The organism is Glaesserella sp., from assembly GCF_041817755.1.
Classification (GTDB): domain Bacteria; phylum Pseudomonadota; class Gammaproteobacteria; order Enterobacterales; family Pasteurellaceae; genus Glaesserella.
The window spans coordinates 20,834-47,557 of record NZ_JBGYBX010000015.1 but is presented as its reverse complement, the minus strand read 5'-3'; the positions used below and the strand labels follow the sequence as shown (position 1 = coordinate 47,557).

Below are 26,724 nucleotides of genomic sequence, written 5' to 3'. Positions count from 1 at the left end.
GCCGAGTTGTTTGGCGGAATAAAACAAAGAGCTGTTTACCCCAAAATAACCACGGATTACGCGACCGTCTTGAATAATTTTATTCATCACTTTATTTGCCAAACTGATTGGGATAGCAAAATTAAGCCCTTCGGCAAATTCATCGCTGTTTTTTCCTAAGCTCAGCGTATTAATACCGATCAACTCACCGGCAGAATTCACTAATGCGCCACCCGAATTTCCTTTATTAATGGATGCATCGGTTTGAATAAAATTTTGTCGTCCCATTTCAGACAATGCATTTCGACCGGTAGCACTGATAATGCCTTGCGTAATACTTTGTCCTAAATTGAGCGGATTACCGATTGCTAATACGACATCACCGATTTGAGAGATTCGTTTTTCATTTTGGGGAATAGTCGGTAAGTTATCCGCTTGAATTTTAAGAACGGCAAGATCGGTTAATGTATCGGAACCGATTAATACGGCACTGTAAATGGAACCGGATTGCAATGCGACAATAATTTGATCCGCATTTTGAATTACATGTTTGTTGGTTAAAATATATCCTGTAGAGGTCATAATAACCCCCGAACCTAAATTATTAACCTGCAATTCACTGTTTGTTTGAGAGGCGGTTGCATCAAATGCCTGATTATAGACATTGACTACTGCCGGGGAAGCGATTTTCACCGCAGAATGATAACTGATAATATCGTTGGATAAGATAGGGATATTACCTTGTGTTTGATTTACCTTAGGTGCAACATAAAGGATTAGACCGGCACAAAAAAGCCCGAATCCAACCGCTTGTGCTATTTTCTTTATCATATTTTAAAATGTTAATGTGTAAGCCGGTAAGATAGTAAAAAGACGCATATGCGTCTTTTTACTATTTTTGATTGGTGTAATTATAGAGATTTTGCAAGATTTTTTAAATAATCTTTGAATTTATTCCCGCATTTATTATGGTTCAGGCTATATTCTACAAACGCTTCCATATAACCCAATTTATCTCCGCAATCGAAAGATTTTCCCGTCATATGAAATGCTTCCACATTTTCTTTTTCAATCAACATATCGATAGCATCGGTTAACTGAATTTCATCACCGACACCTACCGGTGTTTTTTCCAGTAAATCCCAAATCGCCGCGGAGAATACATAACGCCCGACAACGGCAAAGTTAGATGGTGCATCTTCAACTTTTGGTTTTTCAACAATATTTTGAATAGTTGCCGTACCTGCCGGTTGAAGATCTACGCCTTGGCAGTCAACAATACCGTAATTACTCACTTCAGATTTATCCACTGGTGCAACCATGATTTGGCTGTTACCCGTTTCTTTAAAACGTTTAATCATCGCGGAAAGATTTTCTTTCCTTTGGTTGGCGGTAAAATCCGCTAACAATACATCCGGTAATACCACGGCAAAAGGTTCGTTTCCTACTAACGCTCTACCGCATAACACCGCATGTCCCAGCCCTTTTGCTTGCCCTTGGCGAACATGCATAATAGTCACATCTTTTGGTACAATCGAACGTACTTCATCCAAAAGCTGACGTTTAACACGTTTTTCAAGCATGGTTTCCAATTCAAAAGAAGTATCAAAATGGTTTTCGATAGCATTTTTTGATGAATGTGTGACTAACACAATTTCTTTTACCCCCGCTGCGACACATTCATTTACGATATATTGAATCAATGGCTTATCTGCGATGGTTAACATCTCTTTCGGAATAGCTTTCGTCGCAGGAAGCATACGAGTACCAAGACCGGCAACAGGAATAATTACTTTCATTTTGAAGTCCTTACATTAAAAGAATAAAAGGAAACCGCCTACTTTGTAGTCAGCAAGCGGTCTGATTTTATAAAAGTTTTGCAATTATTGGCGAAGTAAGGCTAATACTTCGTCAGTTTTTTCTTGCATTAATTGCTTATCGCCTTTCGTCTCAAGGTTTAAGCGAACAACCGGTTCAGTATTTGAACTTCTTAAATTGAAACGCCAATTTTCAAATTCAATACTGATACCATCCAGTGTTTCAACTGATCTTGCACTGTCTTTATAGGCATTTAATACACGTTCGATAGACGCTTTTGCATCAGTTAATTTACTATTGATTTCACCCGGTGACGGGAATTTGTCTAAACGGGAACCAACCAACTCACCTAATGTTTTGCCTGTCGTACAAAGTAATTCTAAGGTTAACAACCAAGGAATCATACCGCTGTCGCAATAGAAGAAGTCACGGAAATAGTGATGCGCACTCATTTCGCCACCGTAGATGCCGTCCACTTCACGCATTTTTTCTTTAATAAACGAGTGACCTGATTTAGACATTACGGCTTCACCGCCGGCTTGTTTAACAAGCTCTTCTGTATTCCAAATTAAACGCGGATCGTAAATAATTTTGGCTCCCGGGTTTTTCTCTAAGAACGCTTGAGAAAGCAAACCGACAACATAGTATCCTTCAATAAAGCCACCCTTCTCATCAAATAAGAAGCAACGGTCAAAGTCGCCGTCAAACGCTATTCCCATATCCGCTTTATTGGCAAGTACGGCATTAATCGAATCTTGACGGTTCTCATGAAGAATCGGATTAGGGATACCGTTAGGGAAATTACCGTCCGGATTATTATGCACTTTGACAAATTTAACCGGCACATTATGAGCTTTAAATTGAGCTTCAATGGCATCAATGACTTTACCTGCCGCACCATTACCTGAGTTAATCACCAATGTTTTTGGTGTTAACTTATTCAGATCGATATAAGATAAAAGATGCTCAACATAATCACCTAAGACACTTTTTTGCGTATAAGTTCCGCGTTTTGCCACCGGTGGGAAATTATTTTCTTCCGCTAAACGTTGAATATCGGCTAAACCGGTATCCGCACTGATCGGACGAGAACCCGCTCGAACCAATTTCATCCCATTGTAATCCATCGGGTTATGGCTTGCTGTGACTTCAATACCCCCATCAGCTTTTAGGAAAGAAGTGGCGAAGTAAACTTCTTCAGTACCTGTTTGACCAAGGTCGATGACGTCTACCCCTGAATCCAATAAGCCGTTTGTGACGGCACTCTTCAGTTCGTTACTGGTTAAACGAACATCACCACCCACTACGATATTTTTCGGTTTTAGGAATTGTCCGAATGCACGACCGATGCGATAAGCAATATCGACATTAAGTTCCGTACCTAATTGACCACGAATATCGTAAGCTTTAAAACAAGTTAGTTTGCTCATAGTAGTTTCCTTATGTTGTTGAGTTTGAAATTCACAGCTTCCGAATTATTTATTTTTGTTGTTCTGCATCCTCTGCTAAAGCTTTAATACGTTGGTATATTTCTTCACGATGAACGGAAATTTCCTTAGGTGCTTTTACACCTAATTTTACTTGGCTCCCTCTGATACTGAGAACCGTAATTTCGACATCATCACCAATTAATAAACTTTCCCCGATTTTTCGAGTTAGAATAAGCATTACCATCTCCTTTTATTTATGATTTTCTTATATATAGTCAGCTGAAATCATTTCAGCCGACTTGTTTTTTTATTATTAGAGTTTTGCTTGAATCCAATTCATTGCAACATCAAGAGCTTGTTGAATATGTTGTGGTTGACTTCCTCCAGCCATTGCCATATCCGCTCTCCCACCACCTTTACCGCCGACTGCTTGAGCCATTAGTCCGACAAGTTCTCCCGCATTTAGATTATCAGTTAAATCTTTTGTAATACCAACAATTAAATTGACTTTGTCTTCAGACTGAACTGCGAATGCAATAACAGCCGAACCCAATTGATTTTTTAAATCATCAACCATTGTTCTCAATGCTTTGACGTCTACGCCGTCTAAACGTTGAATAATGATATTGGTTCCTTTTATTTGCAGGGCTTGTTTAGCTAATTCTCCGCCGGTTTGAGAGGCAAGTCTTGCTTTTAGTTGTTCAAGCTCTTTTTCTACTTTTTTATGTTTTTCTTGTAACAGTTGAATTTTCTCAACCAAAGATGCCGAATCTGACTTCAATACTTCCGCGCTTTGATTGAGAATATGCTGTTGATGATGTAAAAGCGCAATTGCTTTTTCTCCCGTAACGGCTTCAACTCGGCGAATACCTGCTGCAACAGCACCTTCAGACACAAATTTAAACAAACCGATTTCACCTGTCTGTTTAACATGTGTTCCGCCACAAAGTTCAATGGAAAAAGCTGTCATTCCGACAACTCGCACTTGATCGCCGTATTTCTCACCAAATAATGCCATTGCACCTTTTTGTTTGGCGGAATCTAAATCCATAACGTCTGTCGTCACAACGATATTGTCACGAATTTTACGGTTAATGATACGCTCAATTTCTTCTAAGTCAGCTTTTGAAATCGCTTCACCTTGAGAAAAGTCAAAACGAAGTGAAGTTTCTGATACAAGAGAACCTTTTTGTGCAACGTGATCACCTAACACTTGACGAAGTGCCGAATGTAATAAGTGAGTTGCACTATGGTTTAACGTAATAGCGTGACGACGTGTCGTATTCACTTCCGCTTTCACCTTATCACCAACTGATAAAGTGCCTGAAGCTAATTGACCAATATGCCCAAAGACTTGACCATATTTTTGCGTATCATTGACTTCAAAGTTGCAAATATCTGAAGCAATCACACCGCTATCACCAACCTGACCGCCCGACTCTCCATAGAAAGCGGTACGATCTAACACAACGACTGCATTTTCACCCGATTGAATAGCTTCAACCGCTTTACCATTGCTAAATAATGCAACGACAGTCGCTTCACATTCTGTGACTTCATAGCCTTTGAACTCCGTTGAGCCATCAACTTTAATCACATTATTGTAATCTGTACCAAAATTACTGCTTGCTTGCGCTCTTGCACGTTGAGCCTGCATTTCACGCTCAAAGCCGGCTTCATCAATGGTAATGTCACGTTCACGGCAAACATCTGCCGTTAAATCCAGTGGGAAACCGTAAGTATCGTAAAGTTTAAATGCCACTTCACCTGATAAAACCTTATTCTCCACTTTGGCTAACGCATCTTCTAATAACGCCAAACCACGCTCAAGGGTACGCGCGAACTGCTCTTCTTCTGCTTTTAACGCTTTTTGAATATGCGCTTGTTTCTGCGTCAAAATCTCACCGGCCTGCCCCATTGCTTTCGCAAGCGTTGGCACTAATTGATAGAAGAATGCCGATTTCGCCCCGAGAATATTTCCGTGACGTACCGCACGACGAATAATACGACGTAACACATAACCACGACCTTCATTTGACGGCATCACACCATCCGCAATCAAATACGCACAAGAACGAATATGGTCTGCAATTACGCGTAACGATTTATTGTTCAAATCCGCCACATTTAACAAAGAGGCAATTTCTTTAATTAACGCTTGGAAAATATCAATTTCATAGTTTGAATTAACGTGTTGCAACACCGCACTGATACGCTCTAAACCCATACCCGTATCTACTGACGGCTTAGGTAATTTCTCTAAAGTACCATCTGCTTGACGGTTAAACTGCATAAAGACCACGTTCCACACTTCGATGAAACGGTCCCCGTCTTCTTCCGGCGAGCCGGGAGGTCCTCCCCAAAGATGATCACCATGATCGTAGAAAATCTCGGTACAAGGACCGCAAGGACCGGTATCGCCCATTTGCCAAAAGTTATCTGACGCATAAGGTGCGCCTTTATTATCACCGATACGCACAATACGCTCAGCAGGCACACCAATCTCTTTATTCCAAATCTCATAGGCTTCATCGTCCGTTTCATAGACGGTGACCCACAATTTCTCTTTTGGTAGCGCTAACCACCGCGGTGATGTTAAAAATTCCCACGCAAATGCAATCGCATCGGGTTTAAAGTAATCACCAAAACTAAAATTTCCCAACATTTCAAAAAATGTATGGTGACGCGCTGTATAACCGACATTTTCAAGGTCGTTATGTTTACCGCCGGCTCGTACACAGCGTTGAGAGCTGGTTGCTCTGTTGTAGCTACGCTTATCTAATCCTAAGAACACATCTTTAAATTGGTTCATCCCTGCATTGGTAAAAAGCAGAGTCGGATCATTTTCAGGTACAAGCGAGCTACTCGGCACAATCGTGTGCCCTTTACTTTGGAAAAATTCCAAAAAGGCTTGTCTGATTTCTGAAGTTGTTTTCATGAATATGACTCTATAAACGAAAAATGAGTTAAAATATTGTTAAATGTTTAACCTTCCTATTTTACACATTTTTTATCGTTTATTGCTATGTTATCAAATAAGAAATAGGCAAATTTATTCCAAAAACAAACCGCTTGCACAAATAATAAGTTGTGCAGGCGGTTTTAAACGAGTGAAATTTCCCTATTTCTATCATAGATATTTATTATTCGTTAAGCGGGACAACCAACATATCAACAGAAACATTATTCATGACTTGACGAGTAGACGACATAAACTTACTCCAAAAATCTTGGTGATGGCCGGTTACCAGTAAGTCAACTTGATATTTTTCAACGGCTTCTTCAAGAACTTGGCTAAAATCACCGCTACCGTTTAAACGTTCCGTCACAGGATATTGTACTTTTCCGGCTAATTCATCGAGGGCTTTTACCGTTTCTTCCGATACAGAGTCTTGTACTGAAGACATATTGATATCAATCAAGCCGGTATATAGGTCGGAAAAATTCACATCGACATGAATAACGGAAAGTTTTGCATTACATTTTTCTGCAAGACTTGCTCCTTTACGGAGTAATACCAAGCTTTCTTCCGAGAGATCAACTGCAACTAGAATGTGTTTGTACATAATAAACTCCTTGTTGTGTTGTGTTTAAATTTTCTAACGAGAATACTATCACACTCCATTCACGGAAAATTTGATGTAGTTCTCAAATTTGAAAATATTTTCCTAAAAAATAAAAAAACCTTTATCAGCTTAACTCATAAAGGTTTTTTTATATTTATCTGATAGTTATTTGCTCAAACGCAGTAAAAAAGGTTGGGAACGTTTTGGCGGTACACTTCGGATCTAAGATCGTAATCGGAGTATTCGATAACGCGATTAAGGCAAAACACATTGCCATACGATGATCATTATAGGTTTCAATTTCCGCATGTTGAAATTGATCTAACGGAAGCGGTTGAATACGGATAAAATCTTCACCTTCTTCAACGGTTGCGCCGACTTTACGCAATTCCGTTGCCATTGCCGTTAATCTATCAGTCTCTTTGACCCGCCAGTTATAAATATTGCGAATCACCGTTTCTCCTTCGGCAAATAATGCAGTGGTGGCAATCGTCATCGCCGCATCGGGAATGTGGTTCATATCCATATCAATTCCGCGAAGTTCCCCTTTTTCGGCTTGAATGAAATCATCGCCCCAAGTAATTTTTGCACCCATTTTGTCTAACACATCGGCAAACAAGCGGTCTCCTTGAATCGAATTTTTACCGATTCCGGTCACTTTCACACACCCTTTAATTGCGCCGGCAGCAAGAAAATAAGAGGCAGATGACGCATCACCTTCCACCAAATATTTTTTCGGAGAGAGATATTGTTGATTACCTTTAACAAAGAAGGTTTGATAATTTTGATGCGACACTGTCACGCCAAAATCTTTCATCATTGCCAAGGTAATATCAATATAAGGTTTTGACACCAATTCACCGATAATGTCAATTTCCATATCCCCTTCGGCAAGCGGTGCCGCCATTAACAATGCGGTAAGAAACTGTGATGAAATGGATCCGTCAACTTGAATTTTTCCTCCGTGAATACCGCTATTACGGATAGCAATCGGCGGATAACCGTCATTTTCGAGATATTGCACATGGGCTCCCGCTTGGCGTAATGCATCGACCAAATGTTTAATCGGGCGCTCTTTCATACGCGGTTCGCCCGTCAAAATCACTTCGGCTTCACTCTGCCCTTTCAAACATAATGCTGCGGTTAACGGACGCATTGCCGTGCCGGCATTGCCTAAAAAGAGTGACAAGCCGTTTTGCCACTGAAATGCACCGCCAATCCCTTCAATCTCACAGACGGTTTTATCATCGGACAATTGATATTTAACCCCTAATGCTTTTAATGCATTGAGCATATGACGAATATCGTCACTATCCAACAGATTGGTGAGCTTGGTAGTACCTTTAGCCAGTGCCGCTAACAATAACGCACGATTTGACAAGCTTTTTGAACCGGGAACATTAATTTCGCCACTGACGGCGGCAATAGGCTGTAGAATGAGTTTTTCCATGGTATTTTCCGAAAATTGCAAATTTTTAAGCGTAACCGACCGCTTGTAACAGCGATCGATAGCCGGATAAACGAGTTTTATTGATACACTTTCAATAATGCGGTAAAGAAACGATCATTTTCTTCCGGTAAACCGATACTGATGCGCAGATGATTCGGCATACCGTAACCGGCAATCGGTCGAACAATCACACCTTCACGCAATAATGCTTCATAAATCGGCTGTGCCGGGCGTTTGAAATCAATTGTAATAAAATTACCTTTTGACGGAATATATTCAAAGCCGTGCCGTTGGCAAAACGTCTCATAGCGTTTCATTTCCGTGCGGTTATTTTGTGCGACTTTTTCGACAAAGTCATCGTCTTGCATGACGGCAATTGCCGATGCTAATGCCAAAACATTACAGTTGAACGGTTGACGAACGCGGTTTAATAAATCCGCAATTTCAGGGTGCGAAACCGCATAACCGATACGCAAACCGGCTAATCCGTAAGCTTTTGATAAAGAACGGGAAACAATCAGATTCGGGTGTTTTTGTACTAAATCGAAAGAATCTAACCGCTCTGCAGAATCGGTAAATTCGGTATAGGCTTCATCCAACACTACCAAAACATGTTGCGGTACTTTCGCTAAAAATGCTGCTATTTCCGCTTCAGTTAAAAAATTACCGGTCGGATTGTTCGGATTGGCAATATAAATCAGCTTGGTTTTGTCATTAATGGCGCTTAAAAAGCCATCTAGATCATGTCCCCAATTTTTTGCGGGAATTTCACGCGCCACCGCATTAATTGCTTTAGTGACAAGCGGATAGACAATAAAGGCATATTGCGAATAGATAATTTCATCTTTTTCACTGGCAAACGTATGGGCAAACAGCTCAAGCAAATCATTTGAGCCATTTCCTAACGTAATTTGATCAGGCTGAACCCCAAACTTTTTCGCAATGGTCGCTTTCAGCTCAAAACCATTCGCATCAGGATAGCGAGTTAAATCATTTAACTGCCTTAAAATCGCTTGTTTCGCACTTTCGGGAAAACCAAACGGGTTTTCATTAGAAGCCAGTTTCACAATATTTGAAATCCCAAGCTCACGCTCAAGTTCTTCAATCGGCTTACCTGCTTGATAAGGGGCAAGGGTTTTCACGCCCTCATTGGCGAGATGGATAAATTGCATAATTCTTTCCTTTTTTGATTATAGTACCGCTAAAATACGGCTATTACATAAATCATCACTTTCAAAATAGGTCATTTCACCTGCTTGGCGTTGCGGAATAGGGAATAGTCGTACAGTCAACGGTTTATTTAAGCGAAATGCCATCGTTCCCGTATCACGCATTAATGCAGCGATTTGTTCAACCGTTGTATTATCCGGAATAGGCACTGTATCTAAGCCGATACCACAAACTGCACTGTATGTCAGTAACGCACGAATATCATATTGAGATTTCTCGGTACCTTGAGCCAGACCTGTATCTTCGACAACGGCTAGCATTAAACCTGAAAAGCCGACAAGCGGTACATTTTTGACAGATTTAAATACTTTCGTGAGTAGAGATGAGGCTTCTATCGTTCCTGAAGCGCCAAAGAAAGGTACGCCAAGTAATTCATAGACTTCCGTCATAGAGGCACAATTTTTAGAGGGTGCCGCAGAACTATCAATACCTGCAAACTGGAAATGAACACTATTCTGTACGCTTTGAATTGCCTCTAAAACCTGATCCACATGATATTGCAATGCTTGAGACATCGCTTGATAACATTGCTCAAAGAAAACATTATGCTCTGCTTTTGGAATATTTTTTAACACAGAAACTAATAAATCCGGCGTTTCAAAACCAATCACAAAACTATTTGGTAATTCGCTACGATGATAGCCGGCAGGAAAATAAGGAATAAAAGGTTTACAGTTGAAATTGACCGTAAAATTAAAATTGCCTTCCCCACGAGCAGTCACTTTTGCAATTTTTTTCACCGTTTGAGCCGCTTCTATCAACAAATTATTATCTAAAAACCCATTTTGATCCGGCTCAACATTGATACAAGCGTTACATAAATCCCCATAGTCTGCAATCAATTCCGGTAACATCTCAATTTCTCGAGCTGTTTTGGCCTCACCAATAGCAAAACGAATACGTAATCCGCTATCATTTAACTGCAATAAAAGCTGTTTTAAATAAGCTAAATCAGCTTTTGCCGTCTCCATATCAGTGAGATCTAAATACTCACCAAAAGGGTTGGAGACAATTCTGATGGATTGAACCGTATAGCCTTTTTGTTGAAGCGCAGGCACAAGTAAATCAAATTCCTGTTTTGCCGTTTGTAGCGTGGCTTCCCATGTATTTTTATCTTTCTTTAAAGATAAAAACAGTGTGACAGTACGGAGTCTACATAATGATTTATCTTGATAATTCATTAACTATTTTCCGCTTCAAACTTCTGCATAAACGCTATCAACGCTTGTACGCCTTCAATCGGCATGGCGTTATAGATGGAGGCACGCATACCGCCTAACACTTTGTGACCTTTTAAGGCTTGTAAACCGCAAGCGGTCGCTTCCGCCACAAATTTTGCATTGAGTTCATCGTTACCAGTGGTAAAGGTGACATTCATTAAAGAGCGGTTCGCTTTAGCGACCGTATTGCGATAGAAATTACTGTTATCAAGATAGCGATAAAGCAGTTCCGCTTTGGCTTGATTGCGTTTTTCAATTTCAGCTAAACCGCCTAGTTCAAGCAGATGTTTAAACACCAATGAACAGAGATACCAAGCAAATGTTGGTGGGGTGTTGATCATGGAGTCGTTGTTAGCTTGGGTTTCGTAATTCCAAATAGATGGCGTTGCTTTACGAGCCTTGCCAATCAAATCTTCACGCACAATCACAAGAGTGATCCCCGCAGGTCCTAAGTTCTTTTGTGCGCCTGCATAAATGATACCGTATTTGCTGATGTCAATACGGCGAGCCAGAATGTTAGACGACATATCCGCCACTAACACCGCATTGCCTACTTTCGGCTCCTCAAAAATTTCCACACCGCTGATGGTTTCGTTCGGGCAGTAATGAACATAGTCGTACTGCTCTGCAATCTCGCTGAAATCAAGGTTGCCCACTTTGAGTTCATCACCCTGCTCTAAAATATTGATTTCATCAATTTCACAGAAATTGTACGCTTCTTTTGCTGCAGTCGCCGACCAGTGTCCGCTGGTTAAATAAAGTGCTTTGCCTTTTTCGCCGATTAAGTTCATCGGAATTGCCGCAAACTGCCCTCTCGCACCGCCTTGTAGGAATAAAATTTTGTAGTTTTCAGGAATGTTATAGAGCTTACGGAAATCTTGTTCACATTCTGCGATCATTTCCATAAACAATTTACCACGATGGCTGACTTCCATTACTGAAGTCTGTTGATTTTGCCAATTCAACAATTCTGCTTGTGCTTTTTCTAATACGGCAGTCGGCATCATCGCCGGACCGGCACTGAAATTATAAACTTGTGTCATTGTGTTTGCCTCTTGTTTTAAAAATTTGAAATATTCTAGCATATTTTCTTCATAATTAGCTCAGTCAAATCTCCCCTAACCCCTCTTTGCTAAAGAGGGGAGCAGATCGAGGTTTATTATTAGAACATCTAAAGTTTAGATATGATTTTGAAAGAGCTTCGATCTCGTATTTACGTTTGAGTTAGTTCCCCTCTTTAGCAAAGAGGGGTTAGGGGAGATTTGGCTGAGCATCATTAAATGAGAGCGTGAAATTACCCTGCCATTACCGCCTCAATCTCCCCAATCTCTTTCGGCACACCTGACGTGAGATTTTTATTACCATATTCGGTGATCAAGAGATTATCTTCAATTCGGATACCAATGCCTTTATATTGCTCTGGCACATCCGCATCTTTCGGGATATATAATCCCGGTTCAACGGTAAGCACCATACCGATTTCGAGCGGTCTATCTCGTTCATTACCATAGTCGCCAACATCGTGGACATCTAAGCCTAGCCAATGCCCTAAGCCGTGCATATAAAATTGTCGATAGGCTTTATTCTCAATTAACTCATCCACATTGCCTTTTAATATACCTAAACGCACCATTCCTTCAGTCATAATACGCACCGCTTTGTCGTTAGCCAGTTTGATCGAGCTTTGCGGTACAAGCAGTTTCGTCGCTTCTTTTAAGGCTTCAAGTACGATTTCATAAACTTCACGCTGTGCGATTGAGAATTTACCGTTAATCGGAATCGTACGTGTAATGTCGCCCGCATACATCGCAAACTCTGCCCCAGCATCAATTAACAGTAAATCGCCGTCTTTTAATACTTGATCATTCTCGTTGTAATGTAAAATACAGGCATTCTCTCCGCTCGCAATAATTTGGTTATACGCGGCAAAACGTGAACCGAAACGGGAAAACTCATGCTGAATTTCACCTTCAATTTCCATTTCATAGCGGTTTGGTCGGGTCTGTTTCATCGCTCTGATATGCGCTAACGCAGAAATATGACAGGCTTGCTGAATCAATGCGACTTCATGTTCGGATTTAAACAGGCGCATTTCGGACAGCATAGGCTGCCAATCCAGTAATGTTGTCGGTACTTTTTGACGATTTATCGTCATACTGTCAAAGGTATCAAACACGATTTTGTCTCCCCATGACTGCAAACCTTTCGCGTAATAACAAGCGGTCAGATCCGCCGTTTTTTTTGCAAAAACGGATTGAATGTCATCGATATCGTAGGCTTCATCAATATTGAGAACTTTTGGTGCATTTTCGGTGCCTAAACGGCGACCGTTCCACGTTTCTGCCAGAGGATCCCGTTTGCGTAAAAAGAGAACGCTTTCACACTGTTGCGCTTTTTTAATGAGTAATAGGACGGATTGAGGTTCGGCAAAGCCGGTCAGATACCAAAAATAGCTGTCCGGACGAAACAGATAGGTATTGTCATGATTTCGACGTTTTTCCGATTCGGTAAAAACAATAAGAGATGAATTGTCTTGCATTTGCCGGAAAACAGCTTCCCGTCGGTGGACAAATTCGGATGACGGTAAGGTGTGAAGGTAAGTTAAATCCACGGAAAACTCCTTTATAAAAAGAAAATTTTCACCATTTTAACACGAATTAATGTGAGGAATTTCAAATAAATTTACAAAATGAATAGACAATTTATGTAGAGAGAGCAACAATATTGCAATAAGCATCTTTAGGAGTGGTTGAATGATAACTATCGAACAGTTTTTGAATGTTGTATCGGCATTGCGGAATCCGGAAAAAGGGTGTCCGTGGGATATTAAACAAACATTTGATTCAATGGTTCCGTGCTTATTGGAAGAAACTTATGAAGTGGCCGAAGCCATTCACACTAAAGATAAACGAGCGTTACGAGAAGAATTAGGTGATTTATTGCTGCAAGTGATATTTCTCAGCCAATTGGCAAAAGAGGAAGGATCGTTTACCTTTCAAGATGTGTTAACGGATATTCATGATAAATTGATTTATCGTCATCCGCATGTTTTCGGTGATAAAACCGCACAAAACAGCGAGGAGGCGTTACAAAATTGGGAAGCACAAAAAGCAAACGAAACGAAACGAAAAGAAAATCGCAAGATTCTATTTTGGATGATATTCCTTTCGCACTACCCGCTCTCACTCGGGCGAATAAATTACAAAAGCGCTGTGCGAAAGTCGGCTTTGATTGGCAAAATCCCGACCATGTTTATTTGAAGGTAGAAGAAGAACTGCAAGAGGTACACGAAGAGATCAAACGCACCCCTCATCAACCGGAAAAATTGGCGGAAGAATTGGGTGATCTCCTGTTTGCCACAGTGAACTTGTGCCGCCATCACCACGTAGATGCGGAAACTGCTTTACGCAACGCCAATGTAAAATTTGAAAACCGTTTCAAGGGAATTGAAAAATTATTGAAAGCGCAAGGGAAATCTCTGAGTGATTGTTCTCTCGGTGAATTAGATTTTCTTTGGAATGAAATAAAAACTATGGAATAAATTGACAAAATTAGGTAAAGTGACGACATTTACTCTTTGTGTAAAGAAACACGATAAGTAATAATCATAAACAGACATAATGAAACAGGAATTGTGCTATGCCAAAAATCTTACTTGTTGATGATGATGTAGATTTAACGGAACTTCTTGCAGAATTGCTTTCTCTTGAAGGTTTTGATGTTCATACTGTGCATAACGGTCAAGAAGCATTGGATGAACTTGAGTTACAAAGCTACGAATTAATTTTATTAGATGTCATGATGCCCGTTTTAAATGGTATCGAAACCCTTAAACAAGTTCGCCAGAAATACACGACTCCTGTATTAATGTTGAGTGCAAGGGATGACGAGATCGATCGCGTACTGGGTCTGGAGCTTGGTGCGGATGACTATTTGCCGAAACCGTTCAATGATCGCGAGCTCGTTGCACGTATTAAAGCTATTTTACGCCGTACGACAGTCACGAAAGTGACCGGTGTTGACGGTATGTCGGAACACTATGATGATGACAGAAAACTGTTACAGTTCGGCGGTGTTGAACTCCACCCGGGTCGTCAACAAGCAATTTTTGAAGGCAAGGATTTAGATTTAACCGGAACGGAATTTGCTTTATTGCAAATTTTAATGCGTAATCCGGGACAAATTCTGTCACGTGAATTGCTAAGCCTTGAAATTTTAGGTAAACGGTTAACACCGTATGATCGTGCAATAGATATGCATATTTCCAATTTACGTAAAAAATTACCGGAACGTAATGACGATTTACCATGGTTTAAAACGTTACGCGGTCGCGGATATTTACTCGTTACGGAAAAATAATCAGCTTAATTTAGAAGTCCCTCATGAGTATATGATGAGGGACTTTTTTCGTTTGTCTTCCGAAGTCTATGTTTGCTCTATTTGATAAAATAAAAAATCTGCACAACTATTTGGCGTATCAAATCTTTGCGTCATTTATTACCACGATTGCCATTATTTTGGCCGTTGCTCTTACACTACCTAACTTTGATGCGCGTGCATTTAATCCGATTGAAGATTCTGATCGTACTTTTTTTCAAAATGAAAGCCTTTATACCCAGCAAGAATATAATTTAGATGAAGTGTTCGGGCGAAATTTAACGGTTTCAACGGCAAACGGGTTTGACGTGGTATTGTTGGAAAAGACAACTAATCGGTTAGTCGGTATTGACGACAGTAAGCGCAGCGTGCTACAAGCCTTTACCTTTAGGGCGAGTAACCATTACGCTCCGTTACAACGTCGCTTTGGAACAATTGAAGTTTACGGCCCGTTTTTGGTGAAATCTAATACCCGTAGTTACTATCAATATTTCATCAAACAAGTAAACCCGCAAAAAGAGTTCATTAACTATTTGTTTGATTCTCCCGGCATTATGCTGTTTATTCTACTGATAGTCAGTACACCGCTATTACTTTGGTTGTCTTATCGTATTGCCAAACCGGTAAAAGCATTGCGCTTAACCGCAAATTCCGTGGCGACAGGAAACTTGACGGTAAACCCTAAACTGGAAACCGAAGGAATCAATGAATTACGTCAAGTAGGAAAAAGCTTCAATCAAATGATTACGGCATTACAGCGCTTAACCAGTTATCAACAACGTTTATTATCCGATGTGTCTCATGAGCTTAAAACGCCGCTAACGCGTATGCAACTTGCTTTATCTCTTCTAAGACGACGTTATGGTGAATCCGCCGAAGTAACGCGTATCGAAGGTGAAATTGAGAAACTGGATACCATGATTCACGATTTATTGGCACTCTCCCGCAAACAAGCGAATCACCATTTAAAACGCGAAGTCTTTTCCATTAACCGTATTTGGGAAGAAGTCCTTAGCGATGCGAAATTCGAGTTTGAGGAAAGCGGGATAAAATTGTTTATCAGTCAAAAGGTTACGCCGCCGGAAGGATACTTTATTAACGGTAATGTTACGTTGCTATCCAGTGCGGTTGAAAACGTATTACGTAATGCGAAGAAATACGCAAAACAAAACGTTAGAATCATGATTTATATTGAAAAATCAACATTATTTATTTTGATTGATGATGACGGCGAAGGAATTCCGTCAAATCAATATGATGAAATTTTTAAACCGTTCTATCGTGTCGGAGAAGACAGAGCCCGTCAAACGGGAGGAACCGGTCTGGGACTGGCGATTGTAGCAAATGCCATTCAGCAGCACCAAGGCACCGTTGCCGCTGAAAAAAGTCCTATCGGCGGATTACGTATAAAAATACAATTACCGTTATGGCTTGAATAAACGGTTAATACAAGCGGTCATTTTGTGTCATTGTTTTGCAAGTGACCGTTTTTAAATTTTAGGCACCTTTTTGCATTATTTGCTGTCTATTCCGATAAATTCCGCCATAAGTCATTTATGGTACCTCTTACTGCTTGTCGAAATATGATGAACTTGATTGAAATTTCAAATCTGAATAAATATGTCGGAAATCCCGACTCTCCCGCACACATCCTAAAACAAATCAATTTGACGATTGAACAAGGTGATTTCGTTGCCATTATGGGAGCCTCCGGTTCGGGGAAATCGACATTAATGAACATTCTCGGTTGCTTGGATACCGCCAGCTCAGGCTCGTATAAAATTGATGGGAAAGAAACACAAAGCTTGTCAGCCGATCAACTCTCGGATCTTCGTCAACGTAAATTCGGCTTTATTTTCCAGCGCTATAACCTGCTTCCGACTCTCACCGCCGTTGAAAATGTGGCTTTACCGGCTATTTATGCGGGTATCGAAAGTACCAGCCGCTTGGCAAGAGCCCAAACATTACTTGAAAAATTAGGCTTGGGAGATAAAACGCAGCATAAACCGAATCAACTGTCCGGCGGACAACAGCAACGCGTCAGTATTGCACGGGCATTGATGAACGGCGGGGAAATTATTTTAGCGGATGAGCCGACCGGCGCCTTGGATTCTCACAGTGGTGAAACGGTATTATCGATTTTACAAGCGTTGCACCGGGAAGGTCATACACTGATTTTGGTTACGCATGATCCAAAAATTGCTGCCCATGCACAGCGTATTATTGAAATCAAAGACGGGGCGATTATTCGTGATGAACGGCAGCAACCATTGCCGGAAAAAAAGGGAGCGCCACAACAGGAAAGCAAAAAGCCACGGCTTTGGGATCAACTTTATGAGTCTTTTAAAATGGCAACCAGCGCCATCATGGCGCATAAGCTACGTGCGTTGTTAACTATGCTGGGGATTATCATCGGCATTGCCTCCGTTATTTCCGTTGTGGCGTTAGGAAAAGGTTCTCAGGAACAAATTCTTTCCAGAATCAATAATTTAGGCACAAATACCATGAGTATTTATAACGGTACCGGTTTTGGAGACCGCCGAGCCAATTTAACGAAGAATTTGACCATTGCCGATGTTAACACGCTTTCCCAACAAAATTATGTCGAAAGTGCAACGCCTAACAGCTCTCACAGCGGGACGATTATTTTCGGCAATACTGCCGTCACCGGGCAGATTAGCGGTGTCGGTGAACAGTACTTTGACGTACGAGGCGTTAAATTGCTTTCCGGACGCTTATTTACCGCAAAAGAAGTACAACATGCCGCCCAAGTCGTGGTGATTGATCCGAAAACAAAACAAGAATTGGGGTCGGATAACCCGATCGGTGAAGTTATTTTGGTGGATAAAAAGCCGTTAGAAATTATCGGTATTGCCGAACAACAAAACACCATGCAATCAAATCTGAATTTATGGACACCCTATACTACCCTTATGCAGCGGATTTCCGGAGAGAAAAAAATCGATTCGATTACCGTGAAAATAAAAAATGACATAGAAAGCCAAACAGCCGAAAAAAGCTTAACGGAACTGCTCACGGCGCGCCATGGTAAAAAAGATTTTTTTGTCATGAATACCGATACGATTAAACAAACCATTGAAAGTACCACAAACACGATGACGCTACTCATCTCGTCTATCGCGTTAATTTCATTGATTGTCGGCGGTATCGGTGTGATGAATATTATGCTGGTTTCAGTCACGGAACGTACCAAAGAAATCGGTGTTCGAATGGCTATCGGCGCAAAACAATATAATATTTTGCAACAGTTTTTAATTGAAGCCGTGTTAATTTGCTTACTTGGCGGCATTATCGGCATCCTGTTTGCTACAGCGATTATTTTAAGTTTTAATTATTGGGGAACGGATTTTAAAATGGTATTTTCTACTTTATCGGTCGTGATTGCGGTATTATGCTCTACCCTGATTGGTGTAGTATTCGGTTTTATCCCGGCCCGAAACGCCTCACGCTTAAATCCGATTACCGCCCTGGCTCAGGAATAAGAAATCATTCACAAGCGGTTCGATCAACCCTAAAATTTGCAAATTTCATTGCTTAACCGACCGCTTGTATCGAAAGGAAAATGTATGAACAACTTAGCGCTCGAACGTATTTTAAATGAAAAATTAAATGCCGATGCCATTACCGATTATGCCCCTAACGGCTTACAGGTGGAAGGATGTCGAACAATCCGTAAAATTATCACCGGTGTCACGGCCACATTACCGTTGATTGAACAAGCGATTGCGAAAAATGCCGATGCCGTTTTAGTACACCACGGTTACTTTTGGAAAAGTGAAGACCCTTGTATTCGTGGTATGAAAGGCAAGCGTATCAAGCAATTACTGACTAATGACATTAATTTATACGCCTATCATTTGCCGCTTGATATTCACCCTGAATTAGGCAATAACGCACAACTCGCCAAACATATTGGCGCCGTCCGTTTCCAAGGATTAGAAGATAAGCCGAATTCCGTCCCTGCCGTCGCAGAATTCGACCAACCTATTTCGGCAGATGAACTGAAGCAACGCCTTGAAAAATCGTTACAACGCCACGTTATTTTATGTGATGAGTTTGTTGGTGATTTCCCTCAAAAAGACATCAAAAAGGTAGGTATCTGTTCCGGCGGTGGGCAAGGTTTTATCGATATGGCATTTGAACGGGGATGCGATGCTTTTATCAGCGGTGAAATCTCGGAACAAACCACCCATTCGGCTCGTGAACAAGGGATCTATTATTTTGCTTGCGGACATCACGCTAGCGAGCGGGACGGCATTAAAGCATTAGGTGAATGGCTTGCGGCAGAATATGGGTTAGACGTTGAATTTATTGATATTGATAATCCGGCTTAGGCTGATTCACAGAGCAAAAAAAGGAATAGCGAATACTATTCCTTCTTAATCACCATAACGGCGTGTTCATTTACTGTATTAAGACAGTTAGTCTTCAATATGTCTCAATGTTTGACCGGTATAAATTTGTCTTGGTCGAACGATTTTCAAACTTTCTTCGTACATTTCTTTCCAGTTTGCTATCCAACCTACCGTACGAGCCAATGCAAAAATAACCGTAAACATGGAAGTCGGGATACCGATTGCCTGTAAAATAATACCAGAATAAAAATCGACATTCGGATAAAGCTTACGTTCAACAAAATACGAGTCATTTAATGCAATGCGTTCTAACTCCATAGCCACTTCCAATAACGGCGTATTTACTCCTAATTCTTTTAGCACTTCGTGGCAAGTTTCGCGCATGACTTTTGCTCGCGGATCGTAGTTTTTATAAACGCGGTGCCCAAAGCCCATCAAACGGAATGGGTCATTTTTATCTTTCGCTCGTGCAATAAATTCGGGAATACGTTCAACCGTACCGATTTCCTGTAACATTTTAATGCAAGCTTCATTTGCACCACCGTGTGCCGGTCCCCACAGGGATGCAATTCCAGCAGCAATGCAAGCAAATGGATTCGGACCGGAAGATGCTACACCACGTACCGCAGAGGTGGAGGCATTTTGTTCATGATCCGCATGGAGCGTGAAAATTCTATCCATCGCCCGTTCAAATACCGGATTAACCACATAAGGCTCACAAGGAGTTGCAAACATCATATATAAGAAATTACCCGCATAAGTAAGATTATTTTGCGGATACATAAACGGGCGACCGACATTGTATTTATAACACATTGCTGCCAGTGTCGGCATTTTAGCCAATAAACGGATTGCCGTTTTATCGCGATGTGCTTTATCATCACTGTCCAAATCATTGTAGAATGCCGCTAATGCACTACTTGCCGCCGCCATGATTGCCATTGGATGAGAATCCCGACGGAAGCCTTGAAATAAACGAGTAAATTGCTCGTTTACCATATAGTGCGCAGTAATTTCTTTTTTAAATTCGGCACGTTGCTCCGGCGTCGGTAGCTCCCCTTCAAGAAGTAAATATGCTGTATCTAAGTACGTTTTTTTCAAGGCTAATTCATCAATCGGATAGCCTCTATGTAGTAAAATACCTTTATCGCCATCAATATACGTAATACTTGATTCACATAACGCCGTCGAAGTTAAGCCTTGATCGTAAGTAAATAATTTTTCTTTTTGCAATGCTTCCACACCGATTGCATCATAACCTAAGTTACTTTGGTATACCGGTAATGGAAGCTTACGACCATCGCTTAAATGTAGTTCTGCTGTTAATGTTGGATGTAGTTTTGGCATATAAATTTTTCCTTCTGTATTTTCCCTAGGTAGTTCAAACAACCTAAGGCAATTTTTATGTATCCCTATCGGGGCGATTTAGGTATGTCGGTATGATTAAACCATAGTTTTAAATATCAAATTGTCGGCTTTCTCCATATAGCTGTTAATTTCATTAAAGTTCATATAGCGGTAGGTATCATCCTTGTCGTTTTCCAAACTTTGTACATAAGTCTGATATTCTTCCGGGCTCGGAATTCGACCTAATAGAGCACAAACAGCCGAAAGTTCCGCAGAAGCCAAATATACAAACGCATCTTTACCCATACGGTTAGGGAAATTACGTGTTGAAGTTGAAATGACGGTAGCGCCGTCAGCTACGCGGGCTTGGTTACCCATACAGAGTGAACAGCCCGGAATTTCAACCCGAGCACCGCTTTTACCATAAATACTGTAATATCCTTCTTCCGTCAATAATGCAGCATCCATTCTGGTCGGTGGTACAACCCATAAGCGGGTTGGTATCATACCTTGACTTTGATTGAGCAATTTACCGGCAGCACGGAAGTGACCGATATTGGTCATACAGGATCCAATGAACACCTCATCCACTTTGGCTCCTTGAACCTCCGATAGTTTTCTCGCATCATCCGGATCATTTGGTGCGCATACAATCGGTTCTTTAATTTCATTTAGATCAATATCGATAACTGCTGCATATTCCGCATCCGGATCTGCTTCTAATAACTGCGGATTTTCAAGCCAAGCTTCCATTCCTTTGATACGGCGTTCTAAAGTTCGTACATCACCGTAACCTTCCGTAATCATCCATTTCAGCAAAACGATATTAGACTTTAAGTACTCAATAATAGGTTCTTTATCCAATTTGATAGTACATGCCGCAGCAGAACGCTCAGCAGAGGCATCGGAAAGTTCAAACGCTTGCTCGACTTTAAGGTGCTCTAACCCTTCAATTTCTAAAATCTTACCGGAAAAAATATTTTTCTTACCAGCCTTTTCCACGGTTAACAGCCCTTGTTGAATCGCATAATAAGGAATGGCGTGAACAAGATCACGTAACGTAATACCCGGTTGTAATTCACCTTTAAAGCGAACCAATACGGATTCCGGCATATCCAACGGCATAACACCCGTTGCGGCGGCAAACGCCACCAAACCAGAGCCGGCAGGGAAAGAAATACCAATCGGGAAGCGTGTGTGGGAATCACCGCCGGTACCTACCGTGTCCGGTAACAGCATACGGTTTAACCATGAGTGAATAACGCCATCCCCCGGACGAAGCGAAACACCGCCACGATTCATAATAAAATCAGGTAACGTATGGTGTGTTATCACATCAACCGGTTTCGGATATGCTGCCGTGTGGCAGAATGATTGCATCACAAGATCTGCCGAAAAACCCAAACAGGCTAAATCTTTCAATTCATCGCGCGTCATTGGACCGGTTGTATCTTGAGAACCAACGCTGGTCATTCGAGGTTCACAATATTGGCCCGCACGGATTCCCTCAACTCCGCACGCTCTACCCACCATTTTCTGCGCCAATGTATAACCTTTCGTATCCGATACCGTACTTTGTGGTTTAACAAATACCTCACTTTCAGGTAAGCCTAATTCGACACGTGCTTTGTGGGTCAGACCACGACCGATAATTAGCGGAATTCGACCGCCCGCACGGACTTCATCAAGTAAAACGTCGGTTTTTAAACTAAATTCAGCTAATATTTCATCACTGTCATGCTTACAGATTTTTCCGGCATACGGGTATAAATCAATCACATCTCCCATATTCAGCTTACTGACATCCACTTCAATCGGTAATGAACCGGCATCTTCCATAGTATTAAAAAAAATCGGAGCAATTTTACCGCCTAGAACTACACCGCCTGCACGCTTATTCGGAATATATGGAATATCTTCACCCATCAGCCAAAGCACAGAGTTCGTTGCGGATTTACGTGAAGAACCGGTTCCTACAACATCACCGACATAAACTAGCGGGAAGCCTTTTTCTTTCAATGTTTCAATTTGTTTCATCGGTCCAATGACGCCGGGTTGATCCGGTACAATTCCATCACGCTCATTTTTTAACATGGCCAGTGCGTGTAAAGGGATGTCCGGTCGAGACCACGCATCTTGCGCAGGCGATAAATCATCGGTATTGGTTTCACCGGTCACTTTAAATACGGTCAAAGTAATTTTTTCAGCCAGTTTAGGACGTGATAAGAACCAATCTGCATTAGCCCAAGATTGCAAAATCTGTTTTGCAAACGGATTTCCGCTTTTCGCTTTTTCGGTAACATCGTGGAAATTATCAAACATTAGTAAGGTATAAGAGAGTGCTTCAACAGCGAGAGGGGCTAATTCAGGGTTATCTAATGCATTCAAAAGAGGATCAATATTATAACCGCCTTGCATCGTTCCCAATAATTTAACGGCATGTTGTGCAGAAATTAGCGGGGATGTGGCATCACCTTTCACCAATGCGGATAAGAAAGACGCTTTTACATACGCCGCCTCATCTACACCGGCCGGAATTCGATTTTCAAATAACTCAAGTAAAAAGACCGCATCATCCGTTGCCGGGGATTTTAACAGTTCGACAAGTTGTGCCGTTTGTTCTGCATTAAGTGGTAATGGAACGATACCTTGTTTTGCACGTTCTTCAACCAGTGCACGGTATTCTGCTAGAAAAGACATAATAAGGAATCTCCGCTTCAAAATAAAATAGATAAAAAATAAGAACAAAATCATCATAACAAAGGAAACAAAAACAACAAGTCAAAATGTTATGATTTTTTACAATTTGTTAACAATGTCACACATTTTTTTATGGCACCGTACAATACATTCAACATATCGTTAGACAGATTATTGTGCAACTGAATTATTTTTATCAAATAAGTAAAAAGGATACATAAAGGACAAACCGCATCACGTGTCATTTACACTCACATTTTATTGAATGGTATTAATTTAATTCATATAAAAAATGAAAATATTAAAATTGACATCATATATATCTTTCTTTAAAGTTTAGCCGTCTAAACGTCTAGAATGACGTACAATTTTCCTTAGAAAGGATATAACCACCATTAAGATGATGCGCAATCGAGGTTCTCAATGAGTTACGCAAAAGAAATAGACCTTTTAAATCAAAGTGTTGCCGACTTAAACGGCAAAATTAACGTCTCTTTTGAATTTTTTCCGCCGAAAAATGAAAAAATGGAAACCTTGTTGTGGGATTCAATCCACCGCCTCAAAGTCCTCAAACCGAAATTTGTGTCGGTGACTTACGGCGCCAATTCCGGTGAGCGCGACCGAACTCATTCTATTGTCAAAAGTATTCAACAAGAAACCGGGCTGATTGCCGCACCGCATTTAACCGGCATTGATGCCACGTCGGACGAGTTACGACAAATTGCTAAGGACTATTGGGACAACGGTATTCGTCACATTGTTGCGTTACGCGGTGACGAACCGGCGGGATATACCAAAAAACCGTTTTACGCTTCAGATTTAGTAAAATTGTTAAAGGAAGTGGCGGATTTCGATATTTCCGTCGCCGCTTACCCGGAAGTCCATCCGGAAGCGAAATCGGCACAGTCCGATCTACTCTACCTCAAACAAAAAATCGATGCGGGAGCAAACCGAGCCATCACGCAATTTTTCTTTGACATTGACAGCTATTTACGTTTCCGTGATCGTTGTGCTGCGATCGGTATCGATGTTGAAATCGTACCGGGTATTTTACCGGTTTCCAATTTCAAACAACTGGAAAAAATGGCCAAAATTACTAACGTAAAAATCCCGAGTTGGATGACCAAAATGTATCAAGGATTAGAAGATGATCAAACCACTCGCAATTTAGTCGGCGCCAGTATTGCGATGGATATGGTGAAAATTTTATCGAAGGAAGGCGTAAAAGATTTCCATCTTTATACTTTGAACCGTTCGGAACTCAGCTATGCGATTTGCCATACGCTCGGTATTCGTCCGGAATAAAAGCCACTTCACTTCGACCAAATATCAAAAAGAAAGACACGCTTCGGCGTGTCTTTTGTTTATGTTGTGGTTTTACAAGCGGCTCGATTCGTTGCTTTTTTTGCAAAAATTTCAAGGAAACCGACCGCTTGTTATTCCTTTTACCAGTAGCCCAGTACTTTCCACCAAAGACCGCCGACCAAGGCAAATATAACAACATTCACGACGCTCATCACAAATCCGGCTTGCCACCACTCTCTTAACGTCGTATAGCCCGAACCGAAAATAACCGGTGATGTTCCTGTCGCATAATGGGTTAAGGTCATCATAATGTTCGAGGCGGCAGCCATCATCAGTGCAGCCAACATCGGCGGTGCTCCTAATGAAATGGCGGCGGCTAAAAAGGCGCCGAACATAGCCGTAATATGTGCCGTTGTACTGGCGAACATGTAATGCGCATATAGATATGCCAATACCAATAGCGCCCCAGCCACCATTCCGCTGAGTCCAAGATCACTGATTCCGCTTTCCAATGTGAGCGAAAACCATTTGATTACACCGAGCTTATTCAAATACGTTGCCATCATAATCAAGGCACCAAACCAAATGATTGTATCCCATGCATTTTTTTCTTTTAACACGTCGTCCCATGTCAGTACACCGCTTAACAACAGCAAGCTCAAACCGATAAATGCCGTTGCCGTCGCATTTACGGATAGCGCTTTATCCTGCAACAATAACGCCGGTAAATCCGCCCATAAAATCAGCAGAATGGCAAAAATAACCAACATGATTTTTTCATCGAACGACATTTTACCCAATTCCTGCAAACGGTCATTGGCAAATTGCACGGCATTCGGCGTTTCTTTAATTTTCGGCGGGTAAAGCCAATACAGCACTAACGGCATAACGGCAAAGGCTACCAAGCCGGGTAACAACATTGCAATTGCCCATGCACCCCAAGTTAAGCGAAAATCACTTCCTACCGTTTCCGCAATCAGATTGACGACCATCGGATTCGGTGCCGTTGCGGTAATGAACATTGCCGAGCTGATCGGGTTAGCATGATAATTCACTAACGCCAAATATTTGCCGATCCGATGTTGGGTATTTTGTTCGGGCGTGGAATGGTAACTGCCTGCAATCGCTTTCATAATCGGATGAATAATACCGCCTCCTCTTGCCGTATTGCTCGGTGTCACCGGAGCAAGTAGCAGTTCGGACAGACTTAAGCTATAAGCGATCCCAATCGTTTTTTTGCCGAATAAGGCAATAAACCAATAACCAATACGGGCGCCTAATCCGGTTTTCAATAAACCTCGTGAAATCATGATCGCCACCCCAATCAACCAAATCAATGGATTGGAATAAGACGACAACGCATGATTCATGGCTTCACCGGGTTTTTCCGAGGTGATCCCCGATACGGCGACAATCATGACGGCAATCACCGATAATGCCCCTATCGGCATGGCTTTTCCGATGATGGCGGCAATGATCCCGACAAATATTGCCAGTAAATGCCAGCCTTGCGCAGATAATCCCTCTGAAGGAGGAATCATCCAAATGACCGCAGTAATGGCAATGGCAATGAAGGTAGGAAGAGGTTTAAAACCGAGTTTTCTATTCATATTTGCTCCTTGGCATCAAAAAATGAATATGCAACGAATAACTTCAGATGGGGGGGAAACCGTCGGATTATCCAACGTATTTACCATATTAAATAAAGGAGCAATATGATGCCAGTGTATTTGCTAATTTATTTAGCATTTTTAGCATTGATGTGACAATGGATACTTGATAGTTTGATAAACCTATTCCCATAAAAAATCCGCCCCGAATCGGTAAGAGATTCAACCGATATTTCGGAGGCGGATTATTTCGCCTTTGAACATGCGCAGGTCTGTATACAACAAGCGGTAATTTCCGTTCGATTTTTTGCAAAAA

Annotated in this window: 19 protein-coding genes and 1 pseudogene; 6 read left to right on the top strand and 14 right to left on the bottom strand. The window is 41.3% G+C overall.

The genetic code is table 11. The features are described from left to right. From ACEYKX_RS01580 to pepP, 11 genes are all read right to left on the bottom strand, one after another. Positions 1–810, bottom strand: an 810-nt coding sequence (locus ACEYKX_RS01580) for a trypsin-like peptidase domain-containing protein (protein WP_373780368.1), incomplete at its 3' end; no start/stop codon positions are given. A gap of 80 nt (positions 811–890) precedes the next feature. Continuing rightward, positions 891–1,778: a UTP--glucose-1-phosphate uridylyltransferase GalU gene (gene galU, locus ACEYKX_RS01575; protein WP_373768167.1), complete on the bottom strand. Its 888-nt coding sequence runs from the start codon at positions 1,776–1,778 to the stop codon at positions 891–893. A gap of 84 nt (positions 1,779–1,862) precedes the next feature. Further along, on the bottom strand, positions 1,863–3,227 hold the full coding sequence (locus ACEYKX_RS01570; protein WP_373768166.1) for a phosphomannomutase CpsG: 1,365 nt from the start codon (positions 3,225–3,227) through the stop codon (positions 1,863–1,865). Between the two features lie 49 nt (positions 3,228–3,276). Then, positions 3,277–3,465: a carbon storage regulator CsrA gene (csrA, locus tag ACEYKX_RS01565; protein WP_373768165.1), complete on the bottom strand. Its 189-nt coding sequence runs from the start codon at positions 3,463–3,465 to the stop codon at positions 3,277–3,279. 75 nt (positions 3,466–3,540) lie between these two features. Then, positions 3,541–6,165 (bottom strand): alanine--tRNA ligase, encoded by a 2,625-nt coding sequence (gene alaS, locus ACEYKX_RS01560; protein WP_373768164.1) that lies wholly within the window; start codon positions 6,163–6,165, stop codon positions 3,541–3,543. A 205-nt stretch (positions 6,166–6,370) separates the two neighbouring features. After that, a complete protein-coding gene (uspA, locus tag ACEYKX_RS01555; RefSeq protein WP_373768163.1) occupies positions 6,371–6,793 on the bottom strand; it encodes a universal stress protein UspA in 423 nt (140 codons plus the stop codon). 154 nt (positions 6,794–6,947) lie between these two features. Further along, positions 6,948–8,243 carry a 3-phosphoshikimate 1-carboxyvinyltransferase gene (gene aroA, locus ACEYKX_RS01550; protein ID WP_373768162.1) on the bottom strand — a complete coding sequence of 432 codons (1,296 nt, stop codon included), beginning with the start codon at positions 8,241–8,243 and terminating at the stop codon, positions 6,948–6,950. A gap of 77 nt (positions 8,244–8,320) precedes the next feature. Next, complete coding sequence (gene hisC, locus ACEYKX_RS01545; RefSeq protein ID WP_373768161.1) at positions 8,321–9,415, bottom strand: histidinol-phosphate transaminase; 1,095 nt, start codon at positions 9,413–9,415, stop codon at positions 8,321–8,323. A gap of 18 nt (positions 9,416–9,433) precedes the next feature. After that, positions 9,434–10,654, bottom strand: a complete 1,221-nt coding sequence (locus ACEYKX_RS01540; RefSeq protein WP_373768160.1) for a DUF711 family protein — start codon at positions 10,652–10,654, stop codon at positions 9,434–9,436. Then, on the bottom strand, positions 10,654–11,736 hold the full coding sequence (serC, locus tag ACEYKX_RS01535; RefSeq protein ID WP_373768159.1) for a 3-phosphoserine/phosphohydroxythreonine transaminase: 1,083 nt from the start codon (positions 11,734–11,736) through the stop codon (positions 10,654–10,656). The genes ACEYKX_RS01540 and serC overlap by 1 nt, the downstream gene beginning before the upstream one ends. A 251-nt stretch (positions 11,737–11,987) precedes the next feature. After that, positions 11,988–13,304 (bottom strand): Xaa-Pro aminopeptidase, encoded by a 1,317-nt coding sequence (gene pepP / locus ACEYKX_RS01530; RefSeq protein WP_373768158.1) that lies wholly within the window; start codon positions 13,302–13,304, stop codon positions 11,988–11,990. Between the two features lie 142 nt (positions 13,305–13,446). On the opposite strand from pepP, the pseudogene mazG reads away from it, so the two are divergent. From mazG to ACEYKX_RS01505, 5 genes and pseudogenes are all read left to right on the top strand, one after another. Then, a pseudogene (gene mazG / locus ACEYKX_RS01525) lies at positions 13,447–14,234 on the top strand (nucleoside triphosphate pyrophosphohydrolase). 98 nt (positions 14,235–14,332) lie between these two features. Continuing rightward, the gene (locus tag ACEYKX_RS01520; RefSeq protein ID WP_373768157.1) at positions 14,333–15,052 is read left to right on the top strand and encodes a response regulator; all 720 of its coding nucleotides are present in this window, start codon (positions 14,333–14,335) and stop codon (positions 15,050–15,052) included. A gap of 68 nt (positions 15,053–15,120) precedes the next feature. After that, entirely contained in the window at positions 15,121–16,509 is a 1,389-nt protein-coding gene (cpxA, locus tag ACEYKX_RS01515) for an envelope stress sensor histidine kinase CpxA (protein WP_373768156.1), read from the top strand. A 147-nt stretch (positions 16,510–16,656) separates the two neighbouring features. Then, complete coding sequence (locus tag ACEYKX_RS01510) at positions 16,657–18,573, top strand: MacB family efflux pump subunit (protein ID WP_373768180.1); 1,917 nt, start codon at positions 16,657–16,659, stop codon at positions 18,571–18,573. An 84-nt stretch (positions 18,574–18,657) separates the two neighbouring features. Next, positions 18,658–19,425 carry a Nif3-like dinuclear metal center hexameric protein gene (locus ACEYKX_RS01505; protein ID WP_373768155.1) on the top strand — a complete coding sequence of 256 codons (768 nt, stop codon included), beginning with the start codon at positions 18,658–18,660 and terminating at the stop codon, positions 19,423–19,425. A gap of 87 nt (positions 19,426–19,512) precedes the next feature. On the opposite strand, the gene ACEYKX_RS01500 is transcribed toward ACEYKX_RS01505, so the two are convergent. Together ACEYKX_RS01500 and acnB are read right to left on the bottom strand one after the other, a co-directional pair. After that, entirely contained in the window at positions 19,513–20,793 is a 1,281-nt protein-coding gene (locus tag ACEYKX_RS01500) for a citrate synthase (RefSeq protein WP_373768154.1), read from the bottom strand. A gap of 96 nt (positions 20,794–20,889) precedes the next feature. Next, entirely contained in the window at positions 20,890–23,493 is a 2,604-nt protein-coding gene (gene acnB, locus ACEYKX_RS01495) for a bifunctional aconitate hydratase 2/2-methylisocitrate dehydratase (RefSeq protein ID WP_373768153.1), read from the bottom strand. Positions 23,494–23,916: 423 nt separating this feature from the next. On the opposite strand from acnB, the gene metF reads away from it, so the two are divergent. Then, positions 23,917–24,798 (top strand): methylenetetrahydrofolate reductase, encoded by an 882-nt coding sequence (metF, locus tag ACEYKX_RS01490; protein WP_373768152.1) that lies wholly within the window; start codon positions 23,917–23,919, stop codon positions 24,796–24,798. Positions 24,799–24,938: 140 nt separating this feature from the next. On the opposite strand, the gene ACEYKX_RS01485 is transcribed toward metF, so the two are convergent. Beyond that, the gene (locus ACEYKX_RS01485; protein ID WP_373768151.1) at positions 24,939–26,408 is read right to left on the bottom strand and encodes a DASS family sodium-coupled anion symporter; all 1,470 of its coding nucleotides are present in this window, start codon (positions 26,406–26,408) and stop codon (positions 24,939–24,941) included. Between the last annotated feature and the right edge of the window lie 316 nt (positions 26,409–26,724).

Coding starts and splice junctions, on each gene's coding strand:
- galU (WP_373768167.1), bottom strand. CDS start 1,778: ATGAAAGTAATTATTCCTGTTGCCGGTCTTGGTACTCGTATGCTTCCT.
- ACEYKX_RS01570 (WP_373768166.1), bottom strand. CDS start 3,227: ATGAGCAAACTAACTTGTTTTAAAGCTTACGATATTCGTGGTCAATTA.
- csrA (WP_373768165.1), bottom strand. CDS start 3,465: ATGCTTATTCTAACTCGAAAAATCGGGGAAAGTTTATTAATTGGTGAT.
- alaS (WP_373768164.1), bottom strand. CDS start 6,165: ATGAAAACAACTTCAGAAATCAGACAAGCCTTTTTGGAATTTTTCCAA.
- uspA (WP_373768163.1), bottom strand. CDS start 6,793: ATGTACAAACACATTCTAGTTGCAGTTGATCTCTCGGAAGAAAGCTTG.
- aroA (WP_373768162.1), bottom strand. CDS start 8,243: ATGGAAAAACTCATTCTACAGCCTATTGCCGCCGTCAGTGGCGAAATT.
- hisC (WP_373768161.1), bottom strand. CDS start 9,415: ATGCAATTTATCCATCTCGCCAATGAGGGCGTGAAAACCCTTGCCCCT.
- ACEYKX_RS01540 (WP_373768160.1), bottom strand. CDS start 10,654: ATGAATTATCAAGATAAATCATTATGTAGACTCCGTACTGTCACACTG.
- serC (WP_373768159.1), bottom strand. CDS start 11,736: ATGACACAAGTTTATAATTTCAGTGCCGGTCCGGCGATGATGCCGACT.
- ACEYKX_RS01520 (WP_373768157.1), top strand. CDS start 14,333: ATGCCAAAAATCTTACTTGTTGATGATGATGTAGATTTAACGGAACTT.
- cpxA (WP_373768156.1), top strand. CDS start 15,121: ATGTTTGCTCTATTTGATAAAATAAAAAATCTGCACAACTATTTGGCG.
- ACEYKX_RS01510 (WP_373768180.1), top strand. CDS start 16,657: ATGAACTTGATTGAAATTTCAAATCTGAATAAATATGTCGGAAATCCC.
- ACEYKX_RS01505 (WP_373768155.1), top strand. CDS start 18,658: ATGAACAACTTAGCGCTCGAACGTATTTTAAATGAAAAATTAAATGCC.
- ACEYKX_RS01500 (WP_373768154.1), bottom strand. CDS start 20,793: ATGCCAAAACTACATCCAACATTAACAGCAGAACTACATTTAAGCGAT.
- acnB (WP_373768153.1), bottom strand. CDS start 23,493: ATGTCTTTTCTAGCAGAATACCGTGCACTGGTTGAAGAACGTGCAAAA.
- metF (WP_373768152.1), top strand. CDS start 23,917: ATGAGTTACGCAAAAGAAATAGACCTTTTAAATCAAAGTGTTGCCGAC.
- ACEYKX_RS01485 (WP_373768151.1), bottom strand. CDS start 26,408: ATGAATAGAAAACTCGGTTTTAAACCTCTTCCTACCTTCATTGCCATT.